14 protein-coding genes are annotated in these 13,905 nt (G+C 46.4%); 6 read left to right on the top strand and 8 right to left on the bottom strand.

Features of this window, described 5'->3' with window-relative positions; genetic code table 11:
* Positions 1-37 precede the first annotated feature (37 nt).
* Positions 38-1,045 (top strand): isocitrate dehydrogenase, encoded by a 1,008-nt coding sequence (locus KO533_RS08140; RefSeq protein WP_113941031.1) that lies wholly within the window; start codon positions 38-40, stop codon positions 1,043-1,045.
* A gap of 220 nt (positions 1,046-1,265) precedes the next feature.
* On the opposite strand, the gene rlmM is transcribed toward KO533_RS08140, so the two are convergent.
* From rlmM to KO533_RS08160, 4 genes are all read right to left on the bottom strand, one after another.
* Entirely contained in the window at positions 1,266-2,351 is a 1,086-nt protein-coding gene (rlmM, locus tag KO533_RS08145) for a 23S rRNA (cytidine(2498)-2'-O)-methyltransferase RlmM (protein ID WP_011846285.1), read from the bottom strand.
* A gap of 177 nt (positions 2,352-2,528) precedes the next feature.
* On the bottom strand, positions 2,529-2,921 hold the full coding sequence (locus tag KO533_RS08150; RefSeq protein ID WP_011918954.1) for a DUF423 domain-containing protein: 393 nt from the start codon (positions 2,919-2,921) through the stop codon (positions 2,529-2,531).
* A gap of 27 nt (positions 2,922-2,948) precedes the next feature.
* Entirely contained in the window at positions 2,949-3,623 is a 675-nt protein-coding gene (locus tag KO533_RS08155) for an alpha/beta family hydrolase (protein ID WP_219253612.1), read from the bottom strand.
* Positions 3,604-4,515 carry a transcriptional regulator GcvA gene (locus KO533_RS08160; protein WP_105249769.1) on the bottom strand — a complete coding sequence of 304 codons (912 nt, stop codon included), beginning with the start codon at positions 4,513-4,515 and terminating at the stop codon, positions 3,604-3,606. The genes KO533_RS08155 and KO533_RS08160 overlap by 20 nt, the downstream gene beginning before the upstream one ends.
* Positions 4,516-4,742: 227 nt before the next feature.
* On the opposite strand from KO533_RS08160, the gene KO533_RS08165 reads away from it, so the two are divergent.
* Complete coding sequence (locus KO533_RS08165) at positions 4,743-4,979, top strand: hypothetical protein (protein WP_219253614.1); 237 nt, start codon at positions 4,743-4,745, stop codon at positions 4,977-4,979.
* Between the two features lie 135 nt (positions 4,980-5,114).
* Here KO533_RS08165 and thiI read toward each other — a convergent pair whose 3' ends face one another.
* From thiI to pomA, 3 genes are all read right to left on the bottom strand, one after another.
* Positions 5,115-6,569 (bottom strand): tRNA uracil 4-sulfurtransferase ThiI, encoded by a 1,455-nt coding sequence (thiI, locus tag KO533_RS08170; RefSeq protein ID WP_028760687.1) that lies wholly within the window; start codon positions 6,567-6,569, stop codon positions 5,115-5,117.
* Positions 6,570-7,018: 449 nt separating this feature from the next.
* Positions 7,019-7,945 (bottom strand): flagellar motor protein MotB, encoded by a 927-nt coding sequence (locus KO533_RS08175; protein ID WP_113941028.1) that lies wholly within the window; start codon positions 7,943-7,945, stop codon positions 7,019-7,021.
* A 3-nt stretch (positions 7,946-7,948) separates the two neighbouring features.
* Positions 7,949-8,716 carry a flagellar motor protein PomA gene (pomA, locus tag KO533_RS08180; RefSeq protein ID WP_173497062.1) on the bottom strand — a complete coding sequence of 256 codons (768 nt, stop codon included), beginning with the start codon at positions 8,714-8,716 and terminating at the stop codon, positions 7,949-7,951.
* Between the two features lie 314 nt (positions 8,717-9,030).
* Here pomA and xseB point away from each other — a divergent pair, with 314 nt between their 5' ends.
* From xseB to dxs, 3 genes are read left to right on the top strand one after another with little or no spacing between them, the layout of a single operon-like run.
* The gene (xseB, locus tag KO533_RS08185) at positions 9,031-9,270 is read left to right on the top strand and encodes an exodeoxyribonuclease VII small subunit (protein ID WP_006080884.1); all 240 of its coding nucleotides are present in this window, start codon (positions 9,031-9,033) and stop codon (positions 9,268-9,270) included.
* A 2-nt stretch (positions 9,271-9,272) separates the two neighbouring features.
* The gene (ispA, locus tag KO533_RS08190; RefSeq protein ID WP_219234261.1) at positions 9,273-10,154 is read left to right on the top strand and encodes a (2E,6E)-farnesyl diphosphate synthase; all 882 of its coding nucleotides are present in this window, start codon (positions 9,273-9,275) and stop codon (positions 10,152-10,154) included.
* A gap of 21 nt (positions 10,155-10,175) precedes the next feature.
* Positions 10,176-12,044, top strand: coding sequence for a 1-deoxy-D-xylulose-5-phosphate synthase (dxs, locus tag KO533_RS08195; RefSeq protein WP_105249771.1), 1,869 nt, complete (start codon positions 10,176-10,178; stop codon positions 12,042-12,044).
* A 127-nt stretch (positions 12,045-12,171) separates the two neighbouring features.
* Here the strand turns inward: dxs and grpE are convergent, their stop codons facing one another.
* Positions 12,172-12,792, bottom strand: coding sequence for a nucleotide exchange factor GrpE (grpE, locus tag KO533_RS08200; protein ID WP_028760692.1), 621 nt, complete (start codon positions 12,790-12,792; stop codon positions 12,172-12,174).
* A gap of 100 nt (positions 12,793-12,892) precedes the next feature.
* On the opposite strand from grpE, the gene nadK reads away from it, so the two are divergent.
* The gene (nadK, locus tag KO533_RS08205) at positions 12,893-13,771 is read left to right on the top strand and encodes an NAD(+) kinase (RefSeq protein ID WP_081729057.1); all 879 of its coding nucleotides are present in this window, start codon (positions 12,893-12,895) and stop codon (positions 13,769-13,771) included.
* Positions 13,772-13,905: the final 134 nt, after the last annotated feature.

The raw sequence follows: 13,905 nt of genomic DNA on the forward strand, positions 1-13,905 counted from the left end.
CAATTGCAGTAACGACGAACCGTGGAAGGACTTCTCCATGTCAAAAAGAACGATAACCGTAATTCCAGGTGATGGAATTGGCCCAAGTATTATTGATTCAGCCTTAAAAATTCTTGATAAAGCGGGCTGTGATTTTGAATATGAATTTGCCGATGCCGGCCTGACTGCACTTGAAAAGCAAGGCGAGTTACTGCCAGCACGCACTTTAGAGCTCATTGAAAAAAACCGTATCACGCTGAAAGGGCCGCTGACAACTCCCGTTGGTGAAGGCTTTACTTCTATCAACGTAACCTTGCGTAAGAAATTCGGTCTGTATGCTAACGTACGCCCAGTACTGTCTTTCAAAGGTACTCAAGCCCGTTACGAAAATATCGATATCATCACAGTACGTGAAAACACCGAAGGTATGTATTCTGGCCATGGTCAAAAAGTGTCTGAAGATGGTTTAACGGCAGAAGCGACCAGTATCGTCACTCGCCAAGGTGCCGAGCAAATCGCCACTTTCGCCTATGAACTGGCCCGTAAAGAAAACCGTAAGAAAGTCACTATCGTGCACAAAGCCAACATTATGAAGTCAACGTCAGGCCTGTTCCTGAAAGTGGCCCGTGAAGTGAGCCTACGTTACCCAGACATCAAAACAGAAGAAATGATCGTCGATGCAACGTGCATGAAGTTAGTGATGAACCCAGAAAACTTCGATGTGATCGTGACGACTAACCTGTTCGGTGACATTTTATCGGACCTGTGTGCCGGTTTAGTGGGTGGTTTAGGTATGGCGCCAGGTGCAAACATTGGCCGTGATGCTGCGATTTTCGAAGCCGTTCACGGTAGTGCGCCTGATATTGCTGGCAAAAACCTCGCAAACCCAACCTCAGTGATTTTAGCGTCTATCCAAATGCTGGAATACTTAGGTATGGCTGACAAAGCTGAGCAAATCCGTAAAGCGGTATCTGCAGTGATCGAAGAAGGCGACCGTACGACTCGCGATTTAGGCGGCACTCACGGCACGACTGACTTCACGCAAGCTGTGCTTGAGCGTCTGTGATCTCAATGCTGAGCGCGTTTAAGACGAGCCTATAACGCGCGTGTTCAAGTAAAAGCTTAAAAGAAGCAAGCGCTTGAAACTCGAATGAGTAAACACAAAAAAGCCCCAAAGTTTCCTTTGGGGCTTTTTGTTATCTAGCTTTTAAACCTGTGTGGCTTTAAACCCGCATGACTATTACCATTCTAGCGACAACAAGATCCCCGCAGGGTTAGCGCAGCAATTAATTCCACGCGGTATTAGGACGTAGCCATAAATGCACTGTCACTTCATCACGGTCGTGATAAAGATGCTTACACTGCACTTTAAAATCGGTCACACCATTCTCTTTAAGAATCGTCTGCATGGTCTCAAGGATAGCAGTCACTTCTTTATAACGGCTCTTCATCGGTAATTTAAGGTTAAAAATCGCTTCCTTAAACCAACCGTTAATCGCCCAAGCTTCAATCAGTTCAGCAACGCGCGCAGGTTTCTCAACCATGTCGCACACCAGCCAATAGATATTTTTACGTTGCGGTTCGAAACGGAAACCGTCTTCACGGTAATGTTTCACTTGGCCCGTTTCCATCAGTTTTTCATCCATAGGGCCATTATCAACTGCCGACACAAACATGCCGCGACGCACCAGTTGATAAGTCCAGCCACCAGGGCAAGCGCCCAAATCCACTGAGTTCATGCCACTGCGAATACGTTCTTCCTGCTCTTCTTTAGGCACAAACTGCCCAAAGGCTTCATCGAGTTTCAGACTAGAACGACTCGGTGCATCCGCCGCCATTTTAAGGCGTGGAATGCCCATAAAATGTGGCGAACTGTTATTGCTATAGGAATAACCCACATAGGCACGGCCGGGGCCAATAAAACACACGTGGATAATCGGACGTTTGGGATTTTCCTGCGCGAGCAAGCTACCCGATTTTTTCAAATGCTGGCGTAAAGGCACAGTGAACTTACGGCAAAAAGCCGAGAGCTCTTTCGCTTCGTTAGTGTCAGGTGTTTCAACCCGCACTTCACCCGCTTTGCTGACGTCACTGAGCGCCGCAACGATTGGGCTTATTCTGTCATTTTCAGGCAAGTCGACTAACAAGTCGCTAGCAGCAAACATCTGGCGGGCGAAAATGAGCGAATCCAAAGGTAATTGTTTGACTAACGTATCGGCAGCATCGTCTTCAAAACATTGGTATACAACATAAGCGTCGTTATTGTTGGCCTTAACAAAGCCACCCACATTGAGCTCACCGGCTCGCTGTTGGATTTCTGCAGCGCATTCTTTTTCAAAGCCTGCGCGGCAAAATAAAAATAGGTTTTTCATGGGGATCCCTGAGAAATCCAAGCCAAAGCATTGGCTGACTATCGATTTGGGCGCCAGTATACCAATTTCAATCCACAAATGCCCTATTTGCCTACTGCTGAACCTTGAATTGCGATTAGAGAAATAAAAAAGGCTTAGGTACACCCTAAGCCTGTTAACTCACATAAGCATCAGTGATTAAGACTCATGACCGTCGATAACTTTGTGACGCCATACCGCGGCGGCAAATAATAACCAACCGAGTAAGAAACAACCACCACCCATAGGCGTAATAGGACCTAACCACTTAGTCCCAAACAAAGCCAGTCCATATAGTGAGCCCGAAAATAGTACTATGCCTGCGACAAAGAGATATGCCGACCAGTCCAGTAAACGCGAGGTTAACCATTGGCCCGAGAAGGCAACCATGATGAGGGCAAAGGTATGGTAGAAATGATATTGCACACCTAAGTTAAAGACTTCAATTAAGTTTGGTGGCGCGACCGCTTTTAAACCATGGGCACCAAAAGCCCCTAAGGCGACGGCTAAGAATCCGCTCACGGCGGCGAGTAACAATAAACCTTTACGCATTTAACGCTCCTGCTGGAATGGGATTACTCATTCAACATTTATTCGCTCAACATCAAGCTCACGAATAAAATCACTTGATAAATCAATAGCACGTGCAAGGTTAGCGGCTTCACTGGTGCCTGACGACTTTCTTGGGACAAAACTATGATCGCCGTCGGTTATCCAAGCCAATCCTATCTCAGCTTTCAAGGGCCAGCTTGGGATCTGCGCTTTGCCACCAAACTTATCCCGCTCACCCTGTACGACTAATACTGGGACTTGGCATTCATTCAAAGGTTCCAATCTAGGCTCGCCGCCTTTGAGTGGCACAAAAGGATAACCTAAACAAATCACCCTATCGATGCGCGCCGCTAATGCAGGATCGCAGGCTAATAGGGCCGCCATACGACCGCCCATGGATTTCCCCATTAACACCACACGTTCAACTTGTGGTTGTGAGTGGGCAATATCGAGCATATGTGTAAAACACGCGAGCAATTTAGGCGCACGGTCCGGTGGACGCCGTTTGCCATCGACAGCATTCGCCTGCATATAAGGAAAATTAAAGCGCATCACTCGGAAGCTCTGAGCAACGAATCCCGCCGACATGGCCTGCATAAAATCAGAATCCATGTTAGCACCCGCGCCGTGGGCCAATAAAATCAAAGTACTCGCAGGCTCCCCTTCTAATACATAACTCGGCTTATCCAGGCAACAACTCACTGCGAGACTCCTCGGCAAACATGTCTAACATCCATTCACGAAACGCCACCACTTTACCTAGCTCAGCATGGTTTTGTTGGCAAACTAAGTAGTAAGCATCTTTACTGACCAAGACTTCTTGGAATGGGCACACAAGCCGCCCAGCTTTGATATCGGGGCGTGCCAGCACGCTGTAACCCAGAGCAACCCCTTGACCGTGGGCCGCCGCCTGCAATACCAAAGACGAATGACTGAAAATAGGTCCTTGATTCACATTAATATCGGTAATGCCACATTGCCTAAACCACGCCTGCCAATCGTGACGATTCATATCATGTAATAGCGTGTGATACTTTAAATCGCTCGGTTTTGAGAGTGGTTTAGGACCGTTGAGCAACATGGGCGAACACACGGGAATAAGCACTTCGTTTCTGAGCTTATCTGCACGTAGCCCGGGCCAATTACCTAAGCCATAATAAATAGCCACATCTACATCATCGGTTAAGGAACTCGCTTCGGTATCAACGGCCTTAATTCGCACATCAATATCGGGATTTTTCTCACTGAATTTAGCCAAACGTGGCACTAGCCATTGAATCGCAAAACTGGGTGACATACTGACCGTCAGCGAACCAATCGCACTACGGGCGAGTAATCTGTCGGTAGCATCGGCAAGCTGAATAAAGATATCTTTGATGTCGAGAAAATAGCTCTGCCCTTCTTCGGTTAATAGCAAAGAACGGTTCTTTCGACGAAATAATTTTAATCCGAGGAAATCTTCTAATGCCTTTATTTGATGGCTCACCGCAGCCTGTGTAACAAACAATTCTTCCGCTGCCCGCGTAAAGCTCAAATGCCGCGCGGCTGCCTCAAAAGCTTTAACCGCATTAAGCGGTGGTAATCGTCTCGACATAGTGATCTCAGTCTCGTTTTTTAATTAGTTTTTCTAATCCGTATTGTTACATTTAATCGTTTGTAAAGGCCAGCGTTTTTGGTTAAATTTTGCGCCAATGAAACAGCTTATCAACGAAACACCAATAGCGATGAAACATCCATAGCTATGAAATACCTAAGTTAGACAATCTCAAAGTTGATGATGGGAATGTCTGACAGCGTTAATTTGTCAGCCCGGAGGCGACTATGTTCAATTTAAAATCGGCATTTGCGTTAATATTAGTCTCAGCACTCAGCTTCAATGCCAGTGCAAATGTACTCGTTGACGAAATCGTCATCGACACAAGCGACTTGCAAGCCAATATCACTGCAGATTTAACCGCTGCAATGAATAAAATACACCAAGAAGCGCTGCAAGAAGCCACTCTGTTGATTGCCACAGACGATGTCACATCTCATCAGCAAGTCGTTAAAGCTGAATAACCTAAACGACACTGAAACTCAGGTCGCGCTCAGTAAGAGCAAAGAAAAAGCCGCATTAATATGCGGCTTTTTTGTACTTGAATAGCAAATCAATCCCACTGACGATATACGGCAATGGGCAGGTTTTCGCCCGACTTATGGACGATACACTTTCACGTTCGTGTAACCTTGCTCGATTAAATACAATGCCTGCAATTTACTCATCACCCCACGCTCACAATAGAGCAAATAAGTCTTTTGCTTATCGAGATCGGCAAACTGAGTCGCTAACTTGAAGAATGGGATACGTTTAATCTCAATACCTTCAATTTGCAGCGGTTTGCTTTCCTCTTCTTCAGGGGCACGAATATCAATGACCACTTGGTTAGTATCGATACTGGCAACCGTTTCTGTCTCAGTAATCCGAGTATCCATTTGTTCTGCGATCTCCCTGATATCGATAGTGACAGATTGGGCGATGATCTGATCGATCAAATCCTCAGAGAACTTTTTCTCTTCCGCTTCAACCTTAGCTAATACCGCTTTTACCGTCGGCTTTTGCGAAATCACACCGCAATATTCAGGCATTGATTTAGCAAAATCTTCGGTGCCGATTTTACGGCTCTCGTTGATAATGTCTTGCTTATCCATGGCGATTAAGGGACGTAGAATCAATAACTCAGTACAACGGTCGATGACGTTTAAGTTGGTCAGGGTCTGGCTAGACACTTGGCCTAAACTTTCACCGGTAACTAAGGCTTGAATGCCCATACGCTCGGCTATACGCGCCGCGGTACGCATCATCATGCGTTTCAATACAACGCCCATTTGACCGTTATCGATACGCTCTAAAATCTCAGCAACCACAGGCTCAAAAGGCACAGAGATAAACTTCACTTTGTGGGATTCACCGTAGGTTTTCCACAAATGGTAAGCCACTTGTTTTACACCAATTTCGTGCTGTGCGCCGCCCAGATTGAAGAAGCAGTAATGGGTACGAGCGCCTTTTTTGATAAATTGATAGCTAGATACGCCAGAGTCAAAACCACCCGAAATCAAGGACAATACATCTTCCTGTGTTGCCATCGGAAAACCGCCTAGACCTTCAATACGCTTAGTCACCATATAAAGATTATCGCGCTCAATCTCTAAATTAACGGTAATGTCCGGATTCTTTAAACGCACGCCCAGCGCATCAGTAAACTGGTTTAAGCCACCACCGACATAACGTTCAACTTCAATAGAATTAAAATCATGATCGCCAGTACGCTTTACTCGCACGCAGAAGGTTTTACCCGCGAGTTGGTCACGGTAAACAGGCAAGACTTGCTGATAAATATCATCAACAGATTCAAAGCTGTACTCATCCACTTGCACTACGTGTGCAATGCCAGGAATACACGCCAGACGCTCACCGAAAGCTTGGGCCAATTCAGGCTTATCCTTTGGTACCATCACCATAATGCGGTCCCATTGACGCTGCACTTTTGCATCTTCGTCAACTTTTTTAAGCACATTACGGATGTTAGTTTCGAGCATTTTGGTGAAGCGCATGCGTACAGGCTTGCTCTTCATCATGATTTCTGGATACAGCTTTACAATAAACTTCATGGGATTTCCGCGGGCAATTTTAAAACAGCAAAATTGGTTAAAAGAATAATCGGGGGATTATATACCCAAGCAACCTAGAAAGGCGAGTTTCAGCGCACATAGCCAACAGCGGCACAGGCCATATTTGTGGCGTATTCATTGCGTATTAATGACTAAATCACGGCAGCTAATTAGGCTGAAATAATGTTACTAAAGCCTATTCGAGTGGTTTGAATTGCCCTGCTTAAAATAAGTGATTTGAGATGAATCATTAACAATAAGTCGTTGAGGGATGGTTAAGGAAACTTAGGGATTACACACTCAATGTGATTAACGTAAAGCCCAAATGGATTTAAATCAACCACAGCGATTTGATGCATAACACGTTAACTAAAAAGGGAAAAGTCCACATTAGCTCGATAAAAAAGCCGCAAGATTATTGCGGCTTTTGATTGGGAGTATCTAAACACTTAAGGCGAATTACCGATCTGAATTTCTTCAGACTCCTTCGCTTTACCTTGCTCAATAGCAATTTCAACCCTGCGGTTACGGGCACGATTTTCCGGAGAATCGTTAGGCACAATCGGATTGTTAGACGCCATACCAACCACTTTCATTCGATTAGAATCAAAGCCGCTGACCTGTACTAACTCATGGGCCACTGCCACGGCACGTTTGCTGGATAAATCCCAATTAGAACTATAGAGCTCATCGCTTATTTGCATATCATCCGTGTAACCTGACACTGTGATGACACCTGGCACATCTTTTAACAATTCGCCGACTGAGCGCACCACAGGTTTAAATCGAGGCTGTAGGAAACCTGAGCCAGAAGCAAATGACCCCTTTTCACGTATACGAATAATAATCTGCTGACCTAATGACTCAATTTCAATCGCTCCATCGGTGATCTCTTTATTGAGCTCCTGCGCCATCTTCTTCACTTGCTGATTGATCTTTTCTTGCGCCGCTGCCGCTTCCGCTTTAACCGCATCGGCAACTTCTTGCGCCGTAGCACTCGCTTCGCCACCCCGCTGAGAACCATTTTGCTGCTGCACGCCGCCCGCACTATCGTCTTCACCCGCTTGGAAATCCAATACAGGTTCAGTCATTTCATTCGTTTGCTGGTTAATGATTTCAATCGGAGTCGGATCGGGGCGACCGGGTCTAAATTCTAAGGCAATGACAGAAGTCCCTTTCGGGATATCTTTAACTTCCACCTTATTTTGCACACCAAAGGCATACTTCATTGAGCCCGCGATCTGCTTAAACTTCATCACGTCCATTTCAGAAAATGACAATAACAATACGAAGAAACACATCAACAGCGACATCAAGTCAGCAAATGTTGCCAACCAGAGCGGTGCTCCGGGCGGTGGACAATTGCACTTAGCCATGGGCTACTCTCCGTCCGTTGTATCGATTTTACGATTTTTTTCAGCGAGATAATTTTTCAAAAAGCCTTCAATCACCCGCGGGTTTTGTCCGTCTTGAATCGCCAATACCGCATCCATAATAAGGTTACGATTGAGCATTTCCTCCCCCATCCTAAGCGTTAGCTTATCCGCGATAGGAAGACAAACCATGTTAGCAACCATAGCGCCGTATAATGTGGTTAACAACGCAACCGCCATCGAAGGACCAATAGATTTAGGATCCGCCATATTTGATAACATGGCCACGAGACCAACGAGTGTACCTATCATCCCCATCGCTGGCCCAACATCGCCAAAGGCTCTAAATATGCCAATCCCCGTACGATGACGTTCTTCCGTTAGAGCGATGTCCTTCTCTAGAGCTGCACGCACTACTTCACCATCATGACCATCGACTAACATATCGACAGCCTTTTGCATAAAAGTATTGCTAATTTGCGCTTCTTCTAATGCCAAAAACCCCCCTTTACGGGCAGCATCCGCCATAGTCACTGACTGTTCAATCAAGTCTTCTGGTTTATCAATCTTAAATACAAAAGCTTTCAAAGCAATTTTAACGGCGCTTAAAAACTGTTTAAGAGTGAACTTCATCATTACCACGAAGAAGGACCCACCGAACACAATCAGGATAGAGGGCACATCAACGAAAATCATCAAGCCGCCACTGGTCACCATAGCGCCGAGAATAAAACCAAAGGCTCCCACAATTCCGATTATTGTTGCTAAATCCACAACGGCTCCTCAATTTTCGTAATAAACGACATAATACTTACTCTGGGTAAGCAAGAACACTCAGTTATTCTACCGAATAAGATAATCCCACCGACACACATACGAGCCTTGTTTATCCAGTTAAAAATTACCATACAAATGATGATACTATTGTCAGTTATCGGACACACACTAAGCAAGTTTAGCGACAATTTATATTTTCTGGAAAAATTTCAGTAACAAAGCGTGCTATTGAGCAAATATCTTTAGTCTGAATTTGACCCTTACGCCGCCCTGATATACCTTGTGTCCGCTAAATCAAAGGAAACCTGAACGTGGCGAAGAAACCCGAAAATCTTAGTTTTGAAGAATCCCTTGGCGAACTTGAACGCATCGTTGCCGATCTAGAACAAGGCGATATCTCCCTCGATGACGCGTTAAAACAATTTGAACGTGGCATCAATCTCGTTCGAAATAGCCAAGCAAAACTCGAACAAGCCCAACAAAAAGTGGCCATTTTACTGAAACAAGATGAAAATGCGCCCCTATCCCCCTATGCCGTTGAGGGCGAATAAGCGTGTTAGTCAGTACCATTCAAGAATATCAACAACGAGTTGATAATCAATTAAAACAGCGTTTTAGTACGCTTGAAGATACCGCTCCCCAATTAAAAGCCGCCATGACTTACGGTGCCTTATTGGGAGGTAAGCGCATTCGACCGTTCCTCGTATACAGTGTGGGACGCATGTTTGGGGTCGAACTCGAAAAGTTAGATGCTTGCGCCGCAGCTATTGAATGTATCCATGCTTATTCATTAATCCACGACGATTTACCCGCCATGGACGATGACGAGCTCCGCCGTGGCCAGCCGACAGTGCATATCGCCTTTGATGAAGCGACGGCCATTTTAGCGGGGGATGCTCTGCAAACCTTAGCCTTTGAAATTGTCACCGAAGCCGTACCAGGGATCAGCAGCGAACAACATATTGCTATGGTAAGAGTATTGGCCAAAGCCTCAGGTTATCGTGGTATGTGTGGAGGCCAAGCGATAGACTTAGCCTCGACCGATAAGCATATTGATCTTAAAGCGTTAACTCAGCTACATAATATGAAAACTGGCGCCCTTATCAGCTGCGCCGTTGAGTTAGCTTTAATCGCCGCAAACGCGCCAAAAGATCAGTATGCTGCTATGATGGATTTTGCTCGTGCGGTCGGACTCGCCTTCCAAGTACAAGACGATATCCTTGACATCGTAGCCACCACCGAAGAGCTAGGTAAACCGCAAGGCTCTGATACTGAATCGAATAAGAGTACGTTTCCACAACTACTTGGACTACAAGGTGCACAAGACACCGCCAAACAACTGATCCAAGAGGCACTATCAGCGCTGGCTAAATTGCCATACAATAGCCAGTTAATTGCAGACTTCGCCCGCTATATCATTGAGCGAAGAATATAATAAGAGTCGAAGTATCTCGCTATGAGTTTGGACATTTCTCAGTTTCCCGTGTTGGCGCAGGCCAACACCCCCAATGAGCTCCGCCAGCTTCCTCAGGCACTTTTACCACAAGTAGCCGATGAACTGCGCGAGTTCCTTCTTAAGTCTGTTGGCATGTCCAGCGGACATTTTGCCTCTGGGCTCGGCACAGTAGAACTCACTGTGGCACTGCACTATGTCTACAATACCCCCTTTGATCGACTGATCTGGGACGTAGGCCATCAAGCCTATCCCCATAAAATTCTCACGGGTCGACGTGACAAGATGCACACCATTCGGCAAAAAGATGGCTTACATCCTTTCCCATGGCGTGAAGAAAGTGAATACGACACTTTCAGCGTTGGCCATTCAGGCACGTCGATTAGCGCCGCGCTGGCGATGGCGATAGCTGCAGAAAAAGAACAAGCAGGTCGTAAAGTTGTCGCTGTCATCGGCGATGGCGCTATGACCGGCGGCATGGTGTTTGAAGCCATGAACCACGCGGGCGACTTGCACAATGACATGCTCGTGGTACTGAACGACAACGAAATGTCGATTTCAGAAAATGTCGGCGCCCTCAACAATCATTTAGCACAACTGATGTCAGGCCGTTTCTACACCACACTGCGCGAAGGCGGCAAAAAAGTGTTAAAAGGTATGCCAGTCATCAAAGAAATGGCCAAGCGCACTGAGGAACACCTCAAAGGTATGGTCGTTCCTGGCACTCTATTTGAAGAGTTAGGTTTCAACTACATAGGTCCTATCGATGGCCATGATGTAGACGCTCTGGTCGAGACCATGCGCAATATGCGTAATCTGAAAGGTCCACAGGTGCTGCACATCATGACCAAAAAAGGTCGTGGTTATGAACCTGCTGAAAAAGATCCTATCGGTTGGCATGCTGTGCCTAAGTTTGACCCATCACTCTTTAAAAAGCCGGCCACCAAACCCGGTTTACCGACCTTTTCTCAAGTCTTCGGTAAATGGTTGTGCGACATTGCCGAACAAGATGAGAAAGTGTTAGCGATTACTCCTGCGATGCGTGAGGGTTCTGGCATGGTGGAGTTTTCCCAGCGCTTCCCGAAACAATATTTTGATGCAGCGATTGCTGAGCAGCATGCCGTCACCTTAGCGGCGGGTTTTGCCTGCGAAGGCTTCAAGCCTGTAGTCGCGATTTACTCGACTTTCCTGCAACGCGCCTATGATCAGCTTATTCACGATGTGGCACTACAACAATTGCCCGTGTTATTTGCCATTGACCGTGGCGGTATCGTCGGTGCAGATGGTCCAACCCACCAAGGTGCATTCGATTTAAGTTTTATGCGTTGTATCCCTAATATGGTGATCATGGCGCCGTCCGATGAAAACGAATGTCGTCAAATGCTCTACACTGGCTATTGCTATGATGCGGGCCCAAGTGCGGTGCGTTACCCAAGAGGCAGTGCAACGGGAGCGATGCAAGTCGAGTCCATGACTGCGTTGCCAATTGGTAAAGGTGTCATTAAGCGCATCGGTAAGCGTATTGCCATACTTAACTTTGGTACCTTGCTCGCATCGGCATTAACCGCTGCCGAAAGCTTAGATGCGACGGTTGTCGATATGCGCTTTGTGAAACCACTTGATGTTGATCTGGTAAAAGAAATGGCACTAACCCATGAAGTGTTAGTCACTGTGGAGGAAAATGCCATCATAGGCGGTGCGGGTGCCGGAGTGCTTGAACAGCTTCAAAAGCTAAAAATGCCTAAAGCCGTACTCCAAATTGGTTTGCCAGACGAGTTCATTAAACATGGCTCGCCAGAGGAAGTCATCCACGATTTGCAACTGGATGCCGAAGGCATACTGGCGCAAATCAATGCTTATCTAGCGCAATAGGCTGAACTTGCTTATCTCGTTAAGACGCTAAATTTTATCAATAAAAAATTCCGCCCATAAAAAAAGGACTGCAATTGCAGTCCTTTTTTGTTGCTGTCTGTTATAACAGCGGCTGATCCAATAAAGCTTAAGCTTCGATATCTATCGTTGCGCTTTCTTGGTTAGGGCCACCCTGTGACACCATCACCATAGCAGGGCGCAGCAAGCGACTGTTCAGCTCATAACCCTTTTGCATCACCAACATCACAGTGTTCGCAGGGAACTCGGCACTTGGCTGCATGCCAATCGCTTGATGTTGATCAGGGTTAAATGACTGACCTTGTGGATCAATTTGCTTAACACCAAATTTAGCCACCGCAGTGAGTAAGCTTTTTTGAGTTAACTCAACACCTTGATAAATCGCTTTAGTCGCTTCATCTTCTGGGTTTGTACCCATTAGCGCGCGCTCCATGTTATCAAGCACAGGCAAAAGCTCATTGGCGAACTTTTCCAAGGCAAACTTGTTCGCCTTTTCCACATCCATTGCGGCACGACGGCGAATGTTATCGACCTCGGCTGCGGCGCGGATGACTGAATCCTTCTGCTCTTCAACTTTCGCCAAAGCTTCAGCGAGTAACTGTTCCAGCTCTTCAATACGGAAATTGGCCTGGGTAAGCTCATCGATCAGACTTGCTTCTGCGGTAGATACTTCAGACTCTACACCCTCTTGGATCAGATCCTGTTCTGCTTTAATCGATTCGTTGCTCATTTTCACTCCAGCTAAAAATGCTTTGTTTCTGAAATACTCTGGGCATATTATGGGGATCAATTTTGACGTTTCAAGGCCTAAGGCCAGATCTAGCATAAATATGACCACAAAGTTTCATACTATCGGCCTTATCGGCAAACCTCACCACCAAGGGACCAACCAAACCTTAAAGCGTCTGCATTATTGGCTGACAATGCAGGGCTTTGAAGTCTTAGTGGAAGAGCGTGTTGCTACCGAATTAGGACCCAATATCATAGCGGTCGATTTACTAGAAATTGGCGCGCGTTGCGACTTAGCCATAGTCGTCGGTGGTGACGGTAACATGCTCGGCGCGGCAAGGGTATTAGCCCGCTTCGATTTAGGCGTGATTGGGGTTAACCGCGGCAATTTAGGCTTTTTAACCGATCTGCCGCCCGATGCCTTCGAAGAGGCGCTCGCCAAGGTACTCGATGGAGAGTTCGATACCGAGCATAGATTCTTACTCGAAGCCGAAGTCTATCGCCACGGTATGCTCAAGGCGAGCAACACCGCCGTCAACGAAGCCGTACTCCATCCGGGTAAAATTGCCCACATGATTGAGTTTGAGGTCTATATTGACGATCAGTTCATGTACAGCCAACGTGCCGACGGCATGATAGTGTCAACGCCTACCGGTTCAACGGCCTACGCCCTCTCCGCTGGCGGCGCTATCCTGACGCCTAATTTACAGGCCCTAATCTTAGTACCTATGTTCCCGCACACTTTGTCGTGCCGCCCGATTGTTGTCGATGCGTGCAGCACGATAAAAATGGTTGTGTCACCTGAAAATGGCGAAAACCTCGAAGTCAGCTGTGATGGCCACGTGCATTTAGCCGTGTTACCCGGCGATGAAATCATAGTGCGCCGCAGCTCTGAACGTTTACGGCTTATTCATCCTAAAGGACACAACTATTTCCACGTGCTGCGGACCAAATTAGGCTGGGGCAGCAAGTTGTTTTAAGTCTATATCTTTGGGCTAAATCACAGGGCGAGATCGTGAATATATTTTAACCGTTTTGACCCCAATTTGACGGACGGTGTCGATTATGATCTTATGCTCTCTTTTTCTTATAGAGAACATCAGAGCATGTACCT

This window comes from Shewanella sp. NKUCC05_KAH, from assembly GCF_019345585.1.
GTDB classification, from domain to species: Bacteria; Pseudomonadota; Gammaproteobacteria; order Enterobacterales; family Shewanellaceae; genus Shewanella; species Shewanella oncorhynchi.

Bases quoted from the DNA above. Each gene is read 5' to 3' on its own strand.
- KO533_RS08165 (WP_219253614.1), top strand. From the start codon at position 4,743: ATGTTCAATTTAAAATCGGCATTTGCGTTAATATTAGTCTCAGCACTC.
- dxs (WP_105249771.1), top strand. From the start codon at position 10,176: ATGAGTTTGGACATTTCTCAGTTTCCCGTGTTGGCGCAGGCCAACACC.
- KO533_RS08175 (WP_113941028.1), bottom strand. From the start codon at position 7,945: ATGGCTAAGTGCAATTGTCCACCGCCCGGAGCACCGCTCTGGTTGGCA.
- grpE (WP_028760692.1), bottom strand. From the start codon at position 12,792: ATGAGCAACGAATCGATTAAAGCAGAACAGGATCTGATCCAAGAGGGT.
- KO533_RS08140 (WP_113941031.1), top strand. From the start codon at position 38: ATGTCAAAAAGAACGATAACCGTAATTCCAGGTGATGGAATTGGCCCA.
- KO533_RS08160 (WP_105249769.1), bottom strand. From the start codon at position 4,515: ATGTCGAGACGATTACCACCGCTTAATGCGGTTAAAGCTTTTGAGGCA.
- KO533_RS08150 (WP_011918954.1), bottom strand. From the start codon at position 2,921: ATGCGTAAAGGTTTATTGTTACTCGCCGCCGTGAGCGGATTCTTAGCC.
- thiI (WP_028760687.1), bottom strand. From the start codon at position 6,569: ATGAAGTTTATTGTAAAGCTGTATCCAGAAATCATGATGAAGAGCAAG.
- rlmM (WP_011846285.1), bottom strand. From the start codon at position 2,351: ATGAAAAACCTATTTTTATTTTGCCGCGCAGGCTTTGAAAAAGAATGC.
- nadK (WP_081729057.1), top strand. From the start codon at position 12,893: ATGACCACAAAGTTTCATACTATCGGCCTTATCGGCAAACCTCACCAC.